Origin of the sequence: Pseudomonas fluorescens, assembly GCF_902498195.1 — a bacterium.
In the GTDB taxonomy this organism is placed as follows: domain Bacteria; phylum Pseudomonadota; class Gammaproteobacteria; order Pseudomonadales; family Pseudomonadaceae; genus Aquipseudomonas; species Aquipseudomonas fluorescens_BU.
Genome location: NZ_CABVIY010000002.1, coordinates 565,134 through 585,582, shown reverse-complemented (window position 1 = coordinate 585,582; position 20,449 = coordinate 565,134). Strand labels below are relative to the sequence as shown.

18 protein-coding genes are annotated in these 20,449 nt (G+C 61.5%); 13 read left to right on the top strand and 5 right to left on the bottom strand.

The window, feature by feature from the left end:
• Window positions 1–223 precede the first annotated feature (223 nt).
• From F8N66_RS08085 to F8N66_RS08070, 4 genes are all read left to right on the top strand, one after another.
• Window positions 224–532: an arsenate reductase gene (locus F8N66_RS08085; protein WP_412070730.1), complete on the top strand. Its 309-nt coding sequence runs from the start codon at window positions 224–226 to the stop codon at window positions 530–532.
• Window positions 533–564: 32 nt separating this feature from the next.
• Window positions 565–1,599, top strand: a complete 1,035-nt coding sequence (gene dapD / locus F8N66_RS08080; RefSeq protein ID WP_150769684.1) for a 2,3,4,5-tetrahydropyridine-2,6-dicarboxylate N-succinyltransferase — start codon at window positions 565–567, stop codon at window positions 1,597–1,599.
• Between the two features lie 67 nt (window positions 1,600–1,666).
• On the top strand, window positions 1,667–2,872 hold the full coding sequence (locus tag F8N66_RS08075; RefSeq protein ID WP_150769683.1) for an aminotransferase class V-fold PLP-dependent enzyme: 1,206 nt from the start codon (window positions 1,667–1,669) through the stop codon (window positions 2,870–2,872).
• A complete protein-coding gene (locus tag F8N66_RS08070; RefSeq protein WP_150769682.1) occupies window positions 2,869–3,273 on the top strand; it encodes a SufE family protein in 405 nt (134 codons plus the stop codon). The genes F8N66_RS08075 and F8N66_RS08070 overlap by 4 nt, the downstream gene beginning before the upstream one ends.
• An 89-nt stretch (window positions 3,274–3,362) precedes the next feature.
• Here the strand turns inward: F8N66_RS08070 and tcdA are convergent, their stop codons facing one another.
• On the bottom strand, window positions 3,363–4,175 hold the full coding sequence (gene tcdA / locus F8N66_RS08065; protein WP_412070721.1) for a tRNA cyclic N6-threonylcarbamoyladenosine(37) synthase TcdA: 813 nt from the start codon (window positions 4,173–4,175) through the stop codon (window positions 3,363–3,365).
• A gap of 218 nt (window positions 4,176–4,393) precedes the next feature.
• On the opposite strand from tcdA, the gene F8N66_RS08060 reads away from it, so the two are divergent.
• The 4 genes from F8N66_RS08060 (at window position 4,394) to F8N66_RS08045 (ending at window position 9,644) form a co-directional block, all read left to right on the top strand.
• On the top strand, window positions 4,394–6,985 hold the full coding sequence (locus F8N66_RS08060; protein WP_150769681.1) for a glycosyltransferase: 2,592 nt from the start codon (window positions 4,394–4,396) through the stop codon (window positions 6,983–6,985).
• Window positions 6,986–7,224: 239 nt separating this feature from the next.
• Window positions 7,225–8,376: a succinyl-diaminopimelate desuccinylase gene (gene dapE, locus F8N66_RS08055; protein WP_150769680.1), complete on the top strand. Its 1,152-nt coding sequence runs from the start codon at window positions 7,225–7,227 to the stop codon at window positions 8,374–8,376.
• Window positions 8,376–9,188, top strand: coding sequence for a putative RNA methyltransferase (locus tag F8N66_RS08050; protein WP_150769679.1), 813 nt, complete (start codon window positions 8,376–8,378; stop codon window positions 9,186–9,188). Before dapE ends, F8N66_RS08050 begins: the two co-directional genes overlap by 1 nt.
• Window positions 9,189–9,266: 78 nt before the next feature.
• Window positions 9,267–9,644 carry a hypothetical protein gene (locus tag F8N66_RS08045; protein ID WP_150769678.1) on the top strand — a complete coding sequence of 126 codons (378 nt, stop codon included), beginning with the start codon at window positions 9,267–9,269 and terminating at the stop codon, window positions 9,642–9,644.
• A 137-nt stretch (window positions 9,645–9,781) separates the two neighbouring features.
• Here the strand turns inward: F8N66_RS08045 and F8N66_RS08040 are convergent, their stop codons facing one another.
• On the bottom strand, window positions 9,782–9,991 hold the full coding sequence (locus F8N66_RS08040) for a cold shock domain-containing protein (RefSeq protein WP_007954750.1): 210 nt from the start codon (window positions 9,989–9,991) through the stop codon (window positions 9,782–9,784).
• A 236-nt stretch (window positions 9,992–10,227) separates the two neighbouring features.
• On the opposite strand from F8N66_RS08040, the gene plsB reads away from it, so the two are divergent.
• The 4 genes from plsB to F8N66_RS08020 all read left to right on the top strand — a co-directional run bounded on the left by plsB (window position 10,228) and on the right by F8N66_RS08020 (window position 14,489).
• Window positions 10,228–12,720: a glycerol-3-phosphate 1-O-acyltransferase PlsB gene (gene plsB, locus F8N66_RS08035; RefSeq protein WP_150769677.1), complete on the top strand. Its 2,493-nt coding sequence runs from the start codon at window positions 10,228–10,230 to the stop codon at window positions 12,718–12,720.
• Window positions 12,721–12,875: 155 nt separating this feature from the next.
• Window positions 12,876–13,223, top strand: a complete 348-nt coding sequence (locus F8N66_RS08030; protein WP_150769676.1) for a YbaY family lipoprotein — start codon at window positions 12,876–12,878, stop codon at window positions 13,221–13,223.
• 152 nt (window positions 13,224–13,375) lie between these two features.
• The gene (locus F8N66_RS08025; RefSeq protein WP_150769675.1) at window positions 13,376–13,774 is read left to right on the top strand and encodes a YbaY family lipoprotein; all 399 of its coding nucleotides are present in this window, start codon (window positions 13,376–13,378) and stop codon (window positions 13,772–13,774) included.
• Window positions 13,775–13,799: 25 nt separating this feature from the next.
• Window positions 13,800–14,489, top strand: a complete 690-nt coding sequence (locus F8N66_RS08020) for a DUF4197 domain-containing protein (protein WP_150769674.1) — start codon at window positions 13,800–13,802, stop codon at window positions 14,487–14,489.
• A gap of 151 nt (window positions 14,490–14,640) precedes the next feature.
• On the opposite strand, the gene F8N66_RS08015 is transcribed toward F8N66_RS08020, so the two are convergent.
• On the bottom strand, window positions 14,641–17,706 hold the full coding sequence (locus F8N66_RS08015; protein WP_150769673.1) for an efflux RND transporter permease subunit: 3,066 nt from the start codon (window positions 17,704–17,706) through the stop codon (window positions 14,641–14,643).
• Between the two features lie 6 nt (window positions 17,707–17,712).
• Window positions 17,713–18,813 carry an efflux RND transporter periplasmic adaptor subunit gene (locus F8N66_RS08010; RefSeq protein WP_150769672.1) on the bottom strand — a complete coding sequence of 367 codons (1,101 nt, stop codon included), beginning with the start codon at window positions 18,811–18,813 and terminating at the stop codon, window positions 17,713–17,715.
• A 93-nt stretch (window positions 18,814–18,906) separates the two neighbouring features.
• On the opposite strand from F8N66_RS08010, the gene F8N66_RS08005 reads away from it, so the two are divergent.
• Window positions 18,907–19,551 (top strand): TetR/AcrR family transcriptional regulator, encoded by a 645-nt coding sequence (locus tag F8N66_RS08005; protein WP_150769671.1) that lies wholly within the window; start codon window positions 18,907–18,909, stop codon window positions 19,549–19,551.
• Window positions 19,552–19,657: 106 nt separating this feature from the next.
• On the opposite strand, the gene F8N66_RS08000 is transcribed toward F8N66_RS08005, so the two are convergent.
• Window positions 19,658–20,440 (bottom strand): class I SAM-dependent methyltransferase, encoded by a 783-nt coding sequence (locus F8N66_RS08000; RefSeq protein ID WP_150769670.1) that lies wholly within the window; start codon window positions 20,438–20,440, stop codon window positions 19,658–19,660.
• Window positions 20,441–20,449: the final 9 nt, after the last annotated feature.

Sequence of the window (20,449 nt, the reverse complement as noted above, 5' to 3'; positions counted from 1 at the left end):
AAGTGCCATATTAGCCGCTTAGACTGCCCGCTGACCGTTGCACCATCGTCGCACGGGCCTGTGAATTGCCATGACACAATGACAAACCCGACCACAGCCGCCGCGAAACCGTCCGGTCATGGCATAATCCGACACCTTTTTCTCCAGCACCTGTAAAGGGGGCGATTCCTTGACCGTTTCAAGCAAAACGTTGCACCTTTTCGGCATCAAAGCCTGCGACACCATGAAAAAGGCGCGCACCTGGCTCGATGAACACGCTGTCAGCTATGACTTTCATGATTACAAAGCGGTCGGCATCGACCGTGAACACCTGACCCAATGGTGCAACGAGCACGGCTGGGAAGTGGTGTTGAACCGTGCCGGCACGACCTTTCGCAAGCTCGACGACGAACGCAAAGCCGATCTCGACCAGTCGAAAGCCATCGACCTGATGCTCGCACAACCTTCGATGATCAAGCGCCCGGTGCTCGATCTCGGAGACCGAACCCTGATTGGCTTCAAGCCAGATATCTACGCGGCCGCGCTCAAGTAAGCAGCCCGTTTCAATTTGTTAGAGGTATCAACATGTCCACTACCCTGTTCAGCCTGGCCTTCGGTGTCGGCACTCAAAACCGTCAAGGCGCCTGGCTGGAAGTGTTCTACGCACAGCCATTGCTCAACCCGTCGGCAGAACTGCTCGCTGCCATCGCGCCAATCCTGGGCTACAGCGAAGGCAACCAGGCCATCGCCTTCACCACCGCCCAGGCTGCGCAACTGGCGGAAGCCGTCAAAGGCGTCGACGCAATCCAGGCTGCCCTGCTGACCCGCCTGGCCGAGAGCCACAAGCCGCTGGTCGCCACCCTGCTCGCTGAAGATGCCCAGCTGTCGTCGACCCCTGAGGCTTACCTCAAGCTGCATCTGCTGTCCCACCGTCTGGTCAAGCCACACGGCCTGAACCTGGCCGGCATCTTCCCGTTGCTGCCGAACGTGGCCTGGACCAGCCAGGGCGCCATCGACCTGTCCGAACTGGCCGAGCATCAACTCGAAGCCCGCCTGCGCGGCGAGCTGCTGGAAGTGTTCTCGGTGGACAAGTTCCCGAAAATGACCGACTACGTGGTACCGGCCGGCGTGCGTATCGCTGACGCCGCCCGTCTGCGCCTGGGCGCCTACGTCGGCGAAGGCACCACCGTGATGCACGAAGGTTTCATCAACTTCAACGCCGGCACCGAAGGCCCGGGCATGATCGAAGGCCGCGTATCGGCGGGCGTATTCGTCGGCAAGGGTTCGGACCTGGGCGGCGGTTGCTCGACCATGGGCACCCTGTCGGGCGGCGGCAACATCGTGATCAAGGTCGGCGAAGGCTGCCTGATCGGCGCCAACGCCGGTATCGGTATCCCGTTGGGCGACCGCAACACTGTAGAGTCGGGCCTGTATGTCACCGCCGGCACCAAAGTGGCGCTGCTGGACGAGAAAAACCAACTGGTCAAAGTCGTGAAGGCCCGTGAACTGGCCGGCCAGACCGACCTGCTGTTCCGCCGCAATTCGGAAACCGGTGCCGTGGAGTGCAAAACCCACAAATCGGCCATCGAACTGAACGAAGCGCTGCACGCTCACAACTAAGCGTCAGTCGATTCCTGCAGGAGCGAGCATGCTCGCTCCTGCAGGTCAGGCGTAAAGGCCCAACATCATGATGACTCCCTCCCCCTGGCGCGCCGACTTCCCGGCCATCGCCGCGCTGCAACGGCAAGGCCAGACCTATCTGGACAACGCCGCCACCACGCAAAAACCCCAAGCCCTGCTCGATGCCCTGGCGCACTACTACGCCAACGGCGCGGCCAACGTGCATCGGGCGCAACACTTGCCCGGCGCCCACGCCACCCAGGCATTCGAGGACAGCCGCCACAAAGCCGCGCAATGGCTCAATGCCGGTGATCGCGGGCAGATCATCTTCACCCACGGCGCGACGTCTGCGCTGAACCTCCTGGCCTATGGCCTGGAACACTTATTCAATCCAGGCGACGAGATCGTCATCAGCGCCCTGGAGCATCACGCCAACCTGCTGCCGTGGCAGCAACTGGCGCACCGCCGCGAGCTGAAGCTGGTGATCCTGCCACTGGATGCCGACGGCGTGATCGACCTCGAAGCCGCCGCACAACGGATCGGTCCACGCACGCGCCTGCTGGCGGTCAGCCAGCTGTCCAACGTGATCGGCGCCTGGCAACCCCTGCCCGCGCTGCTGGCGATGGCCCGGGCACACAACGCACTGACGGTGATCGACGGCGCCCAGGGCGTGGTCCATGGCCGGCATGACGTGCAGGCGCTCGGTTGCGACTTCTACGTGTTCTCCAGTCACAAACTCTACGGCCCCGATGGCCTGGGTGTGCTGTACGGACGTCATGAAGCACTTGGCCAATTGCGTCCCTGGCAGTTCGGCGGTGAGATGGTGCTGGACGCCAACTACCACCAGGCACGTTTCCGCCCGGCACCGCTGGGTTTCGAGGCGGGCACGCCACCGATTTCCAGCGTCATCGGCCTGGGCGCGACCCTGGACTACCTCGCCGGGCTCGATCAGGACGCCGTGTCCGCCCATGAAGCGGCCTTGCACGACTACCTGCTCAAAGGCCTTGAATCACGCAACGGCATCCGCCTGCTGGGCAAACCGCAGGTGGCACTGGCCAGTTTCACCGTCGAGGGTGTGCATAACTCGGACCTGGCGCATCTGCTGACCGAACAAGGGATCGCGGTGCGGGCCGGCCATCATTGCGCCATGCCGTTGCTCAAAAGCTATGAACTGGCCGGGGCGATACGGGTGTCGTTGGCGCTGTACAACGATTCCGAGGACCTGGAACGGTTTTTTGAAGCGCTGGATCAAGCGCTGGAGTTGCTGCGATGAGCCTGCCTGCCGAGGCCGTAACGGCGCTGGACACCTTTCAAAATGCCGCTGGCTGGGAACAACGCGCCCGTCTGTTAATGCAGTGGGGCGAACGCCTGCCGGCATTGAGCGATGTGCAAATGTGCGACGCAAACCGCGTGCACGGCTGTGAAAGCCAGGTGTGGCTGGTGGGTGATTTACATGACGGACATTGGCAGTTTCGTGCGTACAGTGATGCCCGTTTGATTCGCGGGTTGGTGGCGCTGCTGCTGGCGCGGGTCAATGGGTTGTCGGCGGCAGAGTTGCAGCAGGTGGATCTGGCGGACTGGTTCAATCAGTTGGGGCTGGGTCGCCAGTTGTCACAGTCGCGCAGCAATGGTTTGAATGCGGTACTTCAGCGGATGAATGAGTTGGCTGGATAATCGCCTTCGCGAGCAAGCCCGCTCCCACACTGGAATGCGTGTCCCTGTGGGAGCGGGCTTGCTCGCGAAGAGGCCCTCGGCAACGACCATTAAACCTGAGGCTTCACCCGCTCCGCCGGCCGCCGCACCCCCGACACAATCTTGTCCACCGCCTTGGTCGCCGCGACCATGCCAAACGTCGCCGTCACCATCATCACCGCGCCAAAGCCCCCCGCACAGTCCAGCTTCACGCCATCGCCGACAAAACTCTTCTGCAAACAAATGCTGCCGTCCGGTTTCGGGTAGCGCAGTTGTTCGGTGGAGAACACGCACGGCACGCTGTAATGACGGGTCACGGTGCGCGAAAAACCGTAGTCGCGGCGCAGGGTGGAGCGTACTTTCGAGGCCAACGGGTCATTGAAGGTACGGTTGAGGTCGCAGACCTGGATCAGCGTCGGGTCGATTTGCCCGCCCGCGCCGCCGGTGGTGATGATCTGGATCTTGCGCCGCTTGCACCAGGCGATCAGCGCCGCTTTGGCGTTGACGCTGTCGATGCAATCGATCACGCAGTCAATATTGGGCGTGATGTACTCGGCCATGGTCTCGCGGGTGACGAAATCCGGCACCGCGTGCACCGTGCAGTCAGGGTTGATCCCGCGCAGGCGCTCAGCCATCACCTCGACCTTGGGTTTGCCGACGGTGCTGTCCAGGGCGTGCAACTGACGGTTGGCGTTGCTGACGCAGACGTCATCCAGGTCGAACAGCGAAATCTCGCCCACGCCGCAGCGGGCCATGGCTTCCGCCGCCCAGGAACCGACGCCGCCGACGCCGACGATCGCCACATGGGCCGCGCGCAAGCGTTCGAGCCCTTCGATGCCATACAAACGGGCGATGCCGGCAAACCGTGGATCTTCTGTACTCATGACCAACACCTCAAAAACCGGCGCGCATTATAGGGCTTCCCGGCAAAGAGAATTAAGTTTCGAACTACAAGTGTAAGAACTTATGTGAAAGCCGATTGCCCAATGTCCGGTATTTCCCTGTCCGATGTGCGTTCAGCGAATTGCCGGTGTAGGATGCGCGCCCTTTTACGGCCGCCGACCGTTCCCTCGTTCCACAGCCTTTGGAACCCGAAATAACCATGTCATCGCGTAAATTTGGACTCAACCTGGTGGTGGTGCTTGCCATCGCTGCCTTGTTTACCGGCTTCTGGGCGTTGATCAATCGCCCGGTCACCGCCCCCAACTGGCCCGAACAGATTTCCGGATTCTCGTATTCGCCGTTCCAGCAAGGCCAATTCCCACAGAAAGAGCAGTATCCGACTGACGACCAGATGCGCCGTGACCTGGAGATCATGAGCAAGTTGACGGACAACATCCGGACTTACTCGGTCGACGGTTCGCTGGAGAACATCCCCAAGCTGGCGGAAGAGTTCGGCTTGCGGGTGACGCTGGGGATCTGGATCAGCCCGGACCAGGAACGCAACGAACGGGAAATCACCCGCGCCATCGAAATCGCCAACTCCTCGCGCAGTGTGGTTCGCGTGGTGGTGGGGAACGAAGCGATCTTTCGCAAGGAAATCACCGCCCAGGAACTCAGCGTGTTGCTGGACCGTGTCCGCGCCGCCGTGAAGGTGCCGGTGACCACGTCCGAGCAGTGGCACGTCTGGGAAGAACACCCGGAACTGGCCAAGCACGTCGACCTGATCGCCGCGCACGTCTTGCCTTATTGGGAATTCATCCCGATGGACAAGGCCGGTCAGTTCGTCCTCGACCGCGCCCGCGACCTGAAAAAACTGTTCCCGAAAAAACCGCTGCTGCTGTCCGAAGTGGGCTGGCCGAGCAACGGCCGCATGCGTGGTGGCGCCGATGCGTCGCCGGCGGACCAGGCGATCTACTTGCGCACCCTGGTCAACAAGCTCAACCGCCAGGGTTTCAACTACTTCGTGATCGAAGCGTTCGACCAGCCGTGGAAAGCCAGTGATGAAGGCTCGGTAGGCGCCTATTGGGGTGTGTTCAACGCCGCGCGCCAGCAGAAATTCAACTTCGAAGGCCCGGTCGTCGCCATCCCGCAATGGAAGGTGCTGGCGGTCGGCTCAGTGGTGCTGGCGCTGTTGTCGCTGACCCTGCTGATGATCGACGGTTCGGCCCTGCGCCAGCGTGGTCGCACCTTCCTGACCTTCATCGCATTCCTTTGCGGTTCGGTGCTGGTGTGGATCGGCTATGACTACAGCCTGCAATACAGCACCTGGTTCAGCCTGACGGTGGGTATCCTGCTGGCGCTCGGCGCCCTAGGGGTGTTCATCGTGTTGCTGACCGAGGCTCACGAACTGGCCGAAGCGGTGTGGATTCACAAGCGGCGCCGGGAATTCCTGCCGGTGGTCGGTGATTCGAACTACCGACCGAAAGTCTCGATCCACGTCCCGTGCTACAACGAGCCGCCGGAGATGGTCAAACAGACCCTCAACGCCCTGGCCAACCTCGACTATCCGGATTTCGAAGTCCTGATCATCGACAACAACACCAAGGACCCGGCGGTCTGGGAGCCGGTGCGCGATTACTGCGAAACCCTCGGCCCGCGCTTCAAGTTCTTCCATGTCGCGCCGTTGGCCGGCTTCAAGGGTGGCGCGCTGAATTACCTGATTCCGCACACCGCCAAGGATGCCGAAGTGATTGCCGTGATCGACTCCGATTACTGCGTACACCCCAACTGGCTCAAGCACATGGTGCCGCACTTCGCCGATCCGAAAATCGCCGTGGTGCAGTCGCCGCAGGACTACCGCGACCAGAACGAAAGCACCTTCAAGAAGCTTTGCTATGCCGAATACAAAGGCTTCTTCCACATCGGCATGGTCACCCGCAACGACCGAGACGCGATCATCCAGCACGGCACCATGACCATGACCCGTCGCTCGGTGCTCGAAGAACTGGGCTGGGCCGACTGGTGCATCTGCGAGGACGCCGAACTGGGCCTGCGGGTCTTCGAAAAAGGCCTGTCGGCGGCGTATTACCACGACAGCTACGGCAAGGGCCTGATGCCCGATACCTTTATCGACTTCAAGAAACAGCGTTTCCGCTGGGCCTATGGCGCGATTCAGATCATCAAGCGTCACACCCGCAGCCTGTTGCGCGGCAAGGACACCGAGCTGACCCGTGGCCAGCGCTACCACTTCCTCGCGGGCTGGCTGCCGTGGGTGGCGGACGGCATGAACATTTTCTTCACCGTCGGCGCGCTGTTGTGGTCGGCGGCAATGATCATCGTGCCGCAACGGGTCGATCCGCCGCTGTTGATTTTCGCGATCCCGCCACTGGCGCTGTTCGTGTTCAAGGTCGGCAAGATCATCTTCCTTTACCGTCGCGCCGTGGGCGTGAACCTGAAAGATGCGTTCTGCGCGGCACTGGCCGGGCTGGCGTTGTCGCACACCATTGCCAAAGCGGTGCTGTACGGCTTCTTCACCAGCAGCATTCCGTTCTTCCGCACGCCGAAGAACGCCGATAACCATGGTTTCTGGGTAGCGATTTCGGAAGCCCGGGAAGAGGTGTTCATCATGTTGTTGCTGTGGGGCGCGGCGCTGGGGATTTACCTGGTGAACGGCATGCCGAGCAACGACATGCGCTTCTGGGTGACCATGTTGCTTGTGCAGTCGCTGCCGTACCTGGCGGCGCTGATCATGGCGTTCCTGTCTTCGCTGCCAAAACCGGCGGCCGAAGCCGAGACGGCGCCAGCGGTCTAAATCTTCTCCGATGCACTAAACGGCGGCCAATGGTCGCCGTTTTGCTTTAAGATAACCGCCATTTTGCGGGGCTTGGCGTGATGTACGGTCTTGTTGACGGTCAATCTCCTGTGGGAGCGGGCTTGCTCGCGAATGCGGTGTAACAATCAACGTTTATGTTGACTGACCCACCGCATTCGCGAGCAAGCCCGCTCCCACATTAAAGCCCGGTGCCCCATTTCATGTTTTCGGAGTTTTCCATGACGGCCCACGCCGACCTTTCGCCGACCCTTCAACTCGCCATCGACCTGATCCGCCGTCCGTCCGTGACGCCGGTCGACGCCGATTGCCAGAAGCAGATGATGCAGCGCCTGGGCGATGCCGGTTTCATGCTGGAACCGATGCGCATCGAAGATGTGGATAACTTTTGGGCCACCCACGGCAAACATGACGGCCCGGTGCTGTGCTTCGCCGGTCACACCGACGTGGTGCCGACCGGTCCCGTGACCGCGTGGCAGATCGACCCGTTCAACGCGGTGATCGACGAACACGGCATGCTCTGCGGCCGTGGCGCGGCGGACATGAAAGGCAGCCTGGCGTCCATGACCGTGGCGGCCGAGCGTTTCGTCGCCGACTACCCGGACCACAAGGGCAAGGTCGCCTTCCTGATCACCAGTGACGAAGAAGGCCCGGCGCACCACGGCACCAAGGCGGTGATCGAACGCCTGGTCGCCCGCAAGGAGCGTCTGGACTGGTGCATCGTCGGCGAACCGTCGAGCACCACCCTGGTGGGTGACGTGGTCAAGAACGGCCGTCGCGGTTCCCTCGGCGCCAAGCTGACCGTGCGCGGTGTGCAGGGGCACGTAGCCTACCCGCACCTGGCCAAGAACCCGATCCACCTCGCCGCCCCCGCTTTGGCAGAACTGGCCGCCGAGCATTGGGATCAAGGCAACGATTTCTTCCCGCCCACCAGCTTCCAGATCTCCAACGTCAATTCCGGCACCGGCGCGACCAACGTGATCCCCGGTGACCTGGTGGCGGTGTTCAACTTCCGTTTCTCCACCGAATCCACCGTCGAAGGCCTGCAAAAGCGCGTCGCCGACATCCTCGACAAGCACGGCCTGGACTGGCACATCGACTGGGCGCTGTCCGGCCTGCCGTTCCTCACCGAACCGGGCGCGCTGCTCGACGCGGTGTCGTCGAGCATCCAGGACATCACCGGCCGCGAAACCAAGGCTTCCACCAGTGGCGGCACGTCCGACGGGCGTTTCATCGCGACCATGGGCACGCAAGTGGTCGAGCTGGGGCCGGTCAACGCGACGATCCACCAGGTCAACGAGCGCGTGCTGGCGGCCGACCTCGATGTGCTGACCGAAATCTACTACCAGACTCTCGTCAAGTTGCTCGCCTGATGCTCGCTTGCCCGATCTGCAGCGAACCGCTCAACGCGGTGGACAACGGCGTGGCCTGCCCCGCCGGGCATCGCTTCGACCGTGCGCGCCAGGGTTACCTGAATCTGTTGCCGGTGCAGCACAAGAACAGCCGTGACCCTGGGGATAACCAGGCGATGGTCGAAGCCCGTCGCGACTTCCTCAACGCCGGGCACTATGCGCCGGTGGCCAGACGCCTGGCGGAACTGGCGGCGGGTTACGCGCCGCAGCGCTGGGTCGACATTGGTTGCGGCGAGGGTTATTACACCGCGCAAATCGCCGAGGCCCTGCCGGACGCTGACGGCTACGCCCTGGACATTTCCCGGGAAGCGGTCAAGCGCGCCTGCAAACGCAACCCCAAGCTGACCTGGTTGATCGCCAGCATGGCCCGGGTGCCGCTGGCGTCGGCCAGTTGCCAGTTCCTGGCCAGCGTTTTCAGCCCGCTGGACTGGGAGGAAGCCAAACGCCTGCTCAGCCCTGGTGGCGGCCTGATGAAAGTCGGGCCGACCAGCGGCCACCTGATGGAATTGCGCGAGCGGCTGTACGACGAAGTGCGGGAATACACCGACGACAAGCATCTGGCCCTGGTGCCCGAAGGCATGGCGTTGCAACACAGCGAGACCCTGGAGTTCAAACTGACGCTGGTCAGCGGCCAGGACCGGGCGAACCTGCTGGCCATGACGCCTCACGGCTGGCGTGCCAGCGCCGAGCGCCGGGCAGCGGTGATCGAGCAAGTAGAGCCGTTCGAGGTCACCGTCTCGATGCGCTACGATTATTTCGTACTTCAATCATGATTCTTTTGGGTCTTGGGCAATGGCTCAAGACCGGCTAAATCCGCGAATGGATTTTTCAGACACGCAGTGAGGACATCCATGCGCCAGCCCGATATCGAGATTTACCTGAAAGACGCCGACGTCGACCACAAGGCCATTTCCGCCTGGCTCGGCTCGGCCTTGGGGCCGTGCACCGACTGGGTGCAGAAAGGCCAGACCTACAAGTGCAAGGCCGGCAATGTGCCAGTGACCTGGTTGCCCAAAGCCGTCGGAAAATGGAACAGCCTGTACCTGGAAAGCGACCAGACCCCGTGGGACGACGACATCGCCTGCGCCCGCGCCGCGTTTGCCGCGCTGAACGTCGAAGTGCGTTGCGCACCGGGCACCTGGGTCGAGGAAGAAGGCGAAGAGACGGCAGATCGCTGGATGCGCATCAGCGCCGATGGTGAAGAAGAAATCACCTGGAAAACCGCCTGACAGCCATACACCGATCGAATGTGGGAGCGGGCTTGCTCGCGAATGCGGTATGCCAGTAGACATTGACGTTCACTGACACACCGCATTCGCGAGCAAGCCCGCTCCCACATTGGTTTTGGGTGTTGCGAAGACTCGGTTTACAGCCCCACCACATCCTCAGCCTGCAACCCCTTCTGCCCTTCCACCACCGCGTACTCGACCTGCTGGCCTTCGGTCAGCGAGCGGTGCCCCTCGCCGCGAATCGCGCGGTAGTGCACGAACACATCCACCCCGTCCTCGCGCTGAATGAAGCCGTAGCCCTTGGCGTCGTTGAACCACTTCACGTTGCCGGTTTCACGTGTTGCCATCTGTTCATACTCCTTTTTTATTATTGATCGGGCTTTTCGCAGGAAAGCCTCGGGAACGTCAGCCTGCACATGCCGTCCCATGAAGGGCAGCGGCGACAGAGCGCCGAGTATATGACAGGCACCAAAACTCTCAACAGGAGTTTACCTGGCTGCTTTTTTGCCGATTTTCAGCGAATCCGGCACACTAACGCCCGCCCGAGCAATTGCTCGGTTTTATCCACTCATGCAGATGCCGTATGACCCGTTCCCCGTTCCGCCGTCTTGTGTTTGGCACCCTGCGCCGACTGCTGTACCTCTGGGTTCGCTCGGAGACGATCAACCAGTCGTCGTTCACCCTCAACCTCGACCGCAGTCGCCCGGTGTTCTACGTCCTGCAAAACCCTTCGCTGACCGACCTTGCCGTGGTCGACACCGAATGCAGCAAGGCCGGCCTGCCGCGCCCGGTGCTGCCGGTGTCGGTGGGCAACCTGCTGGAACCGGCCGCGTTCTTCTACCTGACGCCAGACCCGGACTGGCTCGGCCGCCAGGACAAGCGCGGCGCACCGCCGACCCTGACCCGCCTGGTCAGCGCTCTCAGCCAGAACGCCGCCGAAGACGCGCAGATCATTCCGGTCAGCGTGTTCTGGGGCCAGTCGCCGGACAGCGAATCGAGCCCGTGGAAGCTGCTGTTTGCCGACAGCTGGGCGGTCACCGGGCGCCTGCGCCGCTTGCTCAGCATCATCGTGCTGGGGCGCAAGACCCGCGTGCAGTTCTCCGCGCCGATCCACCTGCGCGAGCTGATCGAACACAACAAGGGTCATGAACGCACCGTGCGCATGGCTCAACGCATCCTGCGGGTGCACTTCCGCAACCTCAAGGCGGCGGTCATCGGCCCGGACATTTCCCACCGACGCAATCTGGTCAAGGGCCTGGTCAACCAGCCGCTGGTCAAGCAGGCGATCCTCGACGAAGCCGAACGCGAAAACATCGCCCCGGAAAAAGCCAAGGCCCAGGCCCTGCGCTACGGCAACGAAATCGCCTCGGACTACACCTACACCGCGATCCGCTTCATGGAAGTGGTGCTGAGCTGGTTCTGGAACAAAATCTACGACGGCATCAAGGTCAACAACATCGAGGGCGTGCAGAAGGTCGCACCGGGTTACGAAGTGATCTACGTACCTTGCCACCGCAGCCACATCGACTATCTGCTGCTGTCCTATCTGCTGTTTCGCAACGGCCTGACCCCGCCGCACATCGCCGCCGGGATCAACCTCAACATGCCAGGGATCGGCGGCCTGCTGCGTCGCGGCGGTGCGTTCTTCATGCGCCGAACTTTCAAGGGCAACCCGCTGTACACCTCGGTGTTCAACGAGTACCTGCACACCCTGTTCACCAAGGGTTTCCCGGTGGAGTACTTCGTCGAGGGCGGCCGTTCACGCACCGGGCGCATGCTGCAACCGAAAACCGGGATGCTGGCGATCACCCTGCGCAGCTATCTGCGCTCCTCGCGCACGCCGATCGTGTTCATACCGGTGTACATCGGTTACGAGCGCGTGCTGGAGGGCCGCACTTACCTTGGAGAATTGCGCGGGGCGAGCAAGAAGAAAGAGTCGATCTTCGACATTTTCAAAGTCATCGGCGCGCTCAAGCAGCGTTTCGGCCAGGTGGCGGTTAACTTCGGTGAGCCGATCAAACTCGCCGAGTTTCTCGACAGCGAACAGCCGGACTGGCGCAAACAGGAACTCGGCCCGCAATTCAAGCCGGCCTGGCTCAACGAGACCACCAACCGCCTGGGCGAGAAAGTCGCACAGCATCTGAACGAAGCGGCGGCCATCAATCCGGTCAACCTGGTGGCATTGGCGCTACTGTCCACCAGCCGCCTGGCGCTGGACGATCGTGCCATGGCGCGGGTGCTCGACCTGTACCTGGCGCTGTTGCGCAAAGTGCCGTACTCAAAGCACACCACGCTGCCAGAGGGCGACGGCCGCGCGCTGATCGAGCATGTGAAGGACATGGACCTGTTGTCCGAGCAGAGCGATGCGCTGGGCAAGATTCTCTATCTGGACGAGCAGAACGCCGTCCTGATGACCTACTACCGCAACAACGTGCTGCACATCTTCGCGCTGCCGGCGTTGCTGGCGAGTTTCTTCCAGAGCGCGTCGCGCATGAGCCGCGAACAGATCCTGCGCTACACCCGCGCGCTGTACCCGTACCTGCAAGCCGAGCTGTTCATTCGCTGGTCGCTGGACGAACTGGATGGGGTGATCGATCAATGGCTGGAGGCGTTCGTCGAGCAGGGCCTGTTGCGCTTCGAAAACGACGTCTACCTGCGCCCGGCGCCGAGTTCGCGGCATTTCGTGCTGCTGACACTGCTGTCGAAAAGCATCGCCCAGACCTTGCAGCGCTTCTACATGACCGTGTCCCTGCTGCTCAACAGCGGCCAGAACAGCATCAGCGCCGAAGAACTGGAAGACCTGTGTACCGTCATGGCCCAGCGCCTGTCGATCCTGCACGGCCTGAACGCACCGGAATTCTTCGACAAGAGCCTGTTTCGCCACTTCATCCAGACCCTGCTGGATCTCGACGTGCTCAAGCGCGACGAAGCCGGCAAGCTGGGCTATCACGAACTGCTCGGCGAACTGGCCGAGGGCGCGGCCAAGCGGGTGTTGCCGGCAGAGATACGCCTGTCGATCCGGCAGGTGGCGTTGCATCGCAGTGAGGATGCTGCGGATCTTGTCGAGCGCACCTGAACGCGCCAGACATCGTCAGGGGCAAGGATGCTTCTGATGTCGACGGTCACGCATTCGCACCGGCACCGACGTGTGCTCCTACATCAGTTTCAGTTGCATTGACGATAGGCTCAGCGTTCGTCATTTACGACGATCCCATTGATAAGGAAATCAATATGAGCAACGAATCGGTAAAAACCATCGGCGGTATCGTGCGTTATCTCCAAAAGAGTGCATTGCCGCCAAACTCGACCCTTTATGTCAGCCTGCGGGATGTCTCGCTGGCAGATGCGCCGGCCAAAGAGCTTGCCTGTCAAGTTACCCCACACGCAGAAACCACAGGATTGAACTTCAACCTCACGTATAACCTGGCAGATGTCCTGCCCGGCCACACCTATGCAATCTGGGCAAGCATCAAAACCAACGACAAACTGATTTTCACCACGACTCAACATCACGCGGTGGAACTGGGCGTCGACTACGTTAAAGGCCAGGAAGTGCTGGTCAGCCCTGTCAATCACTGATCACAACGCTCATTCAACTATCGCCTGAGCTGCCCGGCGTGCAGCTCAAGTCGTGTCCTCGCCGCAAATTTCCGGGCGATATTGCCGGCGCAATCCGCTAAATTGTCATTGACGCCAGTCTTCTTCGGGCGCCAATGACAAGGATCCGCCACATGAAAAAACTCTCCATCCTTGGGCTTACGCTTCTACTGGGTGCCTGCCAGACAGTGCAGCCGGAGCCCAAGGCCAGCCTCGACGGCGAAGTCTTTTATCTGCAACGAATCGCCCTGCCACCCTCCGCAACCTTGACCGTCAGCTTGCAGGACGTTTCGCTGGCCGATGCGCCGGCCGTCATCCTTGGTGAACAGAAAGGTCCGGTCAAAGGCCAGGTGCCTTTGCCGTTTCACCTGAGCTACGACCCTGCACAGGTGATGCCCGGCCATCGTTACTCCGTCAGCGCACGCATCGAAGTCAACGGTAAACTGCTGTTCATCACCACCGAACACCATGCCGTGAAGCTTGATGGCAGGGATCCGCAGCCGCTGAAAATCCGCGTCGACGCCGTCCGTTAATCCTCTTCTGAACAAGGAAGCAGCCATGCTCCGCCCTACCCTCCGATTGACCGGCCTGTGCGCCGGCCTGATGATCTGCGCCAGCGCCATGGCGCTGTCCCTCTCCGACCTGTCACAAAAAGACGCCACCGGCGGCCTCAAGGACGCCCTCACACAAGGTGCGCAACTGGCCGTGAAACAACTCGGCACCCCGGGCGGCTTCAGCAACAACCCGGACGTGAAAATCGAACTGCCAGGCAAACTGGGCAAGGTCGCCAGCAAAATGAAACAGTTCGGCATGGGCGATCAGGTCGATCAACTGGAAACCAGCATGAACAAGGCGGCGGAAACCGCTGTCGTCCAGGCCCAGCCAATCCTCGTGGATGCCGTGAAAAAAATGACGGTAGATGATGCCAAGGGCATCCTCAGCGGCGGCAACGACTCTGCCACCCAATACCTGAACAAAACCAGCCGCGAACAGATCCGCGCCAAGTTCCTGCCCATCGTCAAGCAAGCCACCGACCAGGTGGGCCTGGCCCAGCAGTACAACTCGTTCGCCGGCCAAGCGGCGACCATGGGCGTGATCGATACCAAGAACGCCAACATCGAAAGCTACGTCACCGAACAGGCGCTGAACGGCTTGTTCGAGATGATCGGCAAACAGGAAGAAACCATCCGCCAGAACCCGGCGGCGGCAGCGACCAGTTTGGCGAAGAAGGTCTTCGGCACACTCTAAGCATCAACAAGAAACCTGTGGGAGCTGGGGGTTGTCTCAAACTTCAGCTTCGCCACCGGACTCTTGTGGGAGCGGGCTTGCTCGCGAAAGCGTCGGGGCAGTCAACGTTAATGCTGAATGTGCCATCGTCATCGCGGGCAAGCCGCCAAGGTCATGCGGGTTCTTTCTTGACCCTGAACCAGGCCGCATACAACGCCGGCAAGAACAACAGCGTCAACGCCGTGGCCACGATCAACCCGCCCATGATCGCCACCGCCATCGGCCCGAAGAACACGCTGCGCGACAACGGAATCATCGCCAGCACCGCCGCCAGTGCCGTCAACACAATCGGCCTGAACCGGCGCACCGTGGCCTCGATGATCGCCTGCCACGGCTTCAACCCGGCAGCGATGTCCTGCTCGATCTGATCCACCAGAATCACCGAGTTGCGCATGATCATCCCCGACAAGGCGATGGTCCCGAGCATGGCGACAAAACCGAACGGCTGACGGAACACCATCAGAAACAGCGTCACCCCGATCAATCCCAGCGGCGCCGTCAGAAATACCATCACCGTGCGTGAGAAACTGCGCAGTTGCAGCATCAGCAAGGTCAGCACGACCACGATGAACATAGGCACGCCGGCATTGACCGACTTCTGACCGCGCTCCGAATCCTCGACCGTGCCGCCAACATCCAGCAGATAACCGTCCGGCAGTTCGGCGCGGATCGGGTCAAGGGTCGGCATGATCTGCTTCACCAGCGTGGCCGGTTGCTCCTTGCCGTAGATGTCGGCACGAACCGTAACGTTCGGCAGGCGATTGCGGTGCCAGATCACGCCTTCTTCAAAGCCGTATTCCAGGGTCGCGATCTGTGACAGCGCCACGCTGCGGCCATTGTCGGTCGGTACCGCCAGGCTCGGCAGCAGCGACAGTTCCGTGCGTTCATGCAAGGTGCCGCGCAGGAGGATCTCGATCAACTCGTTGTCTTCGCGATACTGGCTGACGCTGGAACCGGTCAGCGAGCTCTGCAGGAACTTCGACAGGTTCGCCGTGCTCACGCCCAGCGCCCGCGCGCGGTCCTGATCGATGTTGAGATAGACGACTTTGCTCGGCTCTTCCCAGTCCAGGTGGACGTTAGCCACATGAGGGTTTTCGCGAACCTTGGCCGCGACTTTGCGGGCCAGCGCACGGACTTCCTCGATGTGTTCACCGGTAACGCGGAATTGCACCGGATAGCCAACCGGCGGCCCGTTTTCCAGGCGCGTGACCCGCGAGCGCAATGCCGGGAACTGTTCATTGAGGGTCGCGATCAACCAGGTGCGCAGGGTTTCGCGCTCCTCGATGGTTTTCGCCAACACGACAAACTGGGCGAAGCTCGCTGCGGGAAGCTGCTGATCCAGCGGCAGGTAAAAACGCGGCGAACCGGTGCCCACATAAGCCACGTAGTTGTCGATGCCCGCCTTGTCTTTGAGCAGCGTTTCGAGGCGCTTGACCTCCTCGGCGGTGTTGCTCAGGGAGGCGCCTTCGGCCAGCTTCAGGTCGACCATCAACTCCAGTCGGCCCGACGCCGGGAAGAACTGCTGCGGCACGAAGCGGAACAGGACGATGGACGCGATGAACAGCACCAGGGTCGACAAAATCACGGTCTTGCGCCAACGCACACACCATTCCACCAGACGCCTGACGCGCTGATAAAACGGCGTGCCATAAGGATCGGGCTGGCCGGCGCCATGTTTGGCCGCATGAATTTTCGCCAGGTCCGGCAGGAGTTTTTCCCCGAGGTACGGTACAAAAACCACAGCCGCCACCCAGGAGGCCAGCAGCGCGATGGTCACCACCTGAAAGATCGAACGGGTGTATTCGCCCGTGCCCGATTGCGCGGTGGCAATCGGCAGGAACCCGGCCGCGGTGATCAGCGTACCGGTGAGCATCGGGAACGCGGTGCTGGTCCAGGCATAGCTCGCCGCCTTGATCCGGTCGAAGCCCTGCTCCATTTTGATCGCCATCATTTCCACGGCGATGATCGCATCGTCCACCAGCAAGCCCAGCGCCAGCACCAGCGCGCCAAGGGAAATCTTGTGCAGGCCGATGCCGAGGTAATACATGGTGGCAAAGGTCATCGCCAACACCAGTGGAATCGCCAAGGCGACCACCATGCCGGTGCGCACGCCGAGGGAGAAAAAGCTCACCAACAGCACGATTGCCAGGGCTTCCACCAGGACCTGGACGAACTCGCCGACCCCGGTTTTCACCGCCGCCGGCTGGTCGGAGACCTTACGCAACTGCATGCCGGCGGGAAGGTTTTTCTGGATGCGGGCGAACTCGATTTCCAGGGCCTTGCCCAGTACCAGAATGTCGCCACCGTCCTTCATGGCCACGGCCAGGCCAATCGCGTCCTCGGCCATGAAGCGCATGCGCGGCGCCGGTGGATCGTTAAAGCCACGGCGCACGTCGGCGACATCCGTGATGCGGAAAGTGCGATCCCCGACCCGGATCGGAAAGTTTTTGATCTCATCGACCGTCTGAAAATTCCCCGAGACCCGTAGCTGCAATCGTTCGCTGCTGGTTTCGAAGAAGCCGGCGGTGGACACCGCGTTCTGTTCTTCAAGGGCCTGCTGCACCGCCGCCAATGGCAAGCCGAGGGTGGCGAGTTTGACGTTGGACAGCTCGATCCAGATCTTTTCGTCCTGCAAGCCGAGCAGGTCGACCTTGCCTACGTCCTTGACCCGTTGCAGCTGGATCTGGATGCGATCGGCGTAATCCTTGAGCACGGCGTAATCGAAACCGTCGCCGGTCAAGGCGTAGATATTGCCGAAGGTGGTGCCGAACTCATCGTTGAAGAACGGCCCCTGGATGCCCGGCGGCAGGGTGTGGCGGATGTCGCTGACCTTCTTGCGCACCTGATACCAGAGCTCGGGGATGTCCACCGAATGCATGGAATCGCGGGCAATGAACGTCACCTGGGATTCACCGGGGCGAGAGAACGACACGATGCGCTCGTACTCACCGGTTTCCATCAGCTTCTTTTCAATGCGCTCGGTGACCTGGCGCGAAACTTCCTGCGCCGTCGCGCCCGGCCAGTTGGTACGAATCACCATGGCCTTGAAGGTGAACGGCGGGTCTTCGCTCTGACCGAGCTTGGTATAGGAAAGCGCGCCAACGATGGCCAGCAACAACATCAGGAACAGTACGATCTGGCGATTACGCAGCGCCCATTCGGAAAGATTGAAGCCCATCGGGGATTACTCCTTGTCCGCCAGATTGACCACGCGGTTGGAGCGATCCACCGGGCGCACGGGCTGCCCGTCCAGAAGCACATGGACGCCGGCGGCCACCACCCAGTCGCTGGCGTTGAGACCTTCGAGCACCGGCACGGTTTTCTCGCCGAAGGCGCCGACCCGTACCGGGGTCTTTTTCAGGGTGTTATTGGCGCTGACGACCCAGACATAGGTCACGCCGTTTTCCGCCGTCAATGCCGACAGCGGGACCGACAGCGGCACCGCCTCGGCGGCCTGCACGAACACCCGGGCGCTCTGGCCGAGCTCGGCGGGAACCTTGCCGCCGGTGAACGCGATTCGCGCAGCGAAAGTGCGCGACTTGGGATCGGCAGACGGCGACAGCTCGCGAATTTTCCCGGCGAAGCGCTGGCCGGGCTGGGTCCAGAGTTCCACCGAGACGGGCTGGCCGACCTTGAAGCGGCCGAAGTTCTGTTCCGGCAGGCCGATCAACACTTCGCGCTCACCGTCGGTGGCCAGGGTAAACACCGTTTGCCCCGCCGCCACCACTTGCCCGACTTCCACCGCGCGCTTGGCTACCACACCATCCTCGGGCGCACGCAACACGGCATAGCTGGCCTGGTTACTGGACACGTTGAATTCGGCTTTGATCTGCTTGAGGCGGGCTTCGCCGGAACGGTAAAGGTTCTCGTGATTGTCATATTGCGAGCGGCTGACCAACTGCCGCTCCATCAGCGTTTTGTAGCGATCACGTTCGGCGCGGACCATGTTCAGATTGGCCTCGGCGGCGGCGACCTGGGCGCGGGTGGCCTCCAGTTGCAGGCGCACGTCTTGCGGATCGAGTTCTGCCAACGGCTGATCGGCCTTGACCCGTTGCCCCTCTTCTACCAGTCGTCGGCTGACTTTGCCGCCGATGCGAAACGCCAGTTCCGGCTCATAGCGGGCGCGGACTTCACCGGGATAGCTTTCCGTCGCTTGGGCCGATGGCTCTGGCTGAACCACCATGGCCGGGCGAACACTGACTTGAGGCGCCTCTTCGTGCCCGCACGCTGTCAATAAAAACGCCAGGCTGACTGGCAATGCGAGGGGCAAGGCATAGCGGAACATGGTGAAGGACCTTTCGCTAATGGTGCTTGGAATAATTATACTGGCCAGTATGTTATTAATAGCAAACTCACCAGTCCAGTAATAAAAGCGCATATGCCGAACAATCTTTCAGCACCCAACGGCCCAGGCCGTCCCAAGGATCTGGCCAAGCGCCAGGCGATCCTCGACGCAGCGAAAACGCTGTTTCTGACCAAGGGATATGCCAACACCAGCATGGATGCTGTCGCAGCGGAGGCAGGCGTTTCGAAACTGACGGTCTACAGCCATTTCAACGACAAGGAGACACTGTTCTCCGCGGCCGTGGTGGCCAAATGCGAGGAGCAGCTGCCGCCGCTGTTCTTTGAACTGCCCGAAGGCGTGGCGGTGGAAACCGTGCTGCTGAACATCGCCCGCGGCTTTCATCACCTGATCAACAGTGATGAATCGGTGAACCTTCATCGCTTGATCATGGCGCTGGGCAGCCAGGATCCGAAACTTTCACTGATCTTCTTCGAGGCCGGGCCGCAACGCATGCTGCAGGGTATGGAGCGGTTGCTGGGCAAGGTGGATCAGAGTGGTGTTTTGAGCATCGACAAACCGCGTAACGCGGCGGAGCACTTCTTTTGCCTGCTCAAGGGCGCAGCCAACTTTCGGTTGCTGTTCGGGTGTGGCGAGCCGTTGACCGAGGAAGCGGCCGAGAGCCATGTGCAGGAGGTGGTGGGGTTGTTCATGCGGGCTTATCGGCCGGATTCGGCCTGATAGATCCCGGTTGCCCTATCGGGCGCCTTCGCGAGCAAGCCCGCTCCCACAGGGGAATGCGGTCAAATGTGGGAGCGGGCTTGCTCGCGAAAATGGCGACTCGGTCTTAAGGCTTGAGCGCCTTCTTCGGATAAATGTCATACCGGCTGGACTTGCCATCCAGCGCATGGCTCGGCTTGGGCCCTTCGATGCACGGTGCCTTGCGCGGGCGCTTGACCACAACCCGATGGCTGGCCAAGGCCAATGCCGCTGCAAGCAAGGCCGGCGCATCCGGGTCATCGCCCACTAGCGGCCGGAACAGGCGCATTTCTTTCTTCACCAAGGCGGTTTTCTCCCGGTGCGGGAACATCGGGTCGAGGTAGATCACCTGCGGCGGCTCGCCTTCCCAGTTACGCATCACCTCGATCGAGTTGCCCTTGAGCAAACGCATGCGCGCCACGATCGGCGCCACCTCGAAATCTTCCGCGCCGCGTGCCAGGCCATCTTCAAGCAAGGCGCCGATCAAGGGCTGACGTTCGATCAGGCTCATCTCGCACCCCAGGCTCGCCAGGACAAACGCGTCCTTGCCCAACCCCGCCGTGGCGTCCAGCACGCGCGGGCGCACACCCTGGGCGACGCCAACGGCCTTGGCGATCATCTGCCCGCTGCCACCGCCGTACAACCGGCGATGGGCCGCGCCACCCTCGACGAAGTCCACCCGCACCGGCCCCGGTGCGTCGGGGCCGAGCTGTTGCAACTGCAGGCCCTGCTCGCCCACCTGCAACGCAAACTCACCGTCATCCACCTGCAGCGGCAGGTCCAGGCGCTCGGCCCATTGCTCGGCCTGTGGCTGAAACGTCGCGCCCAGGGCTTCGACATGGATGCGGCACGCCGCGGGTTGTTCAATCATGGGAAAAGA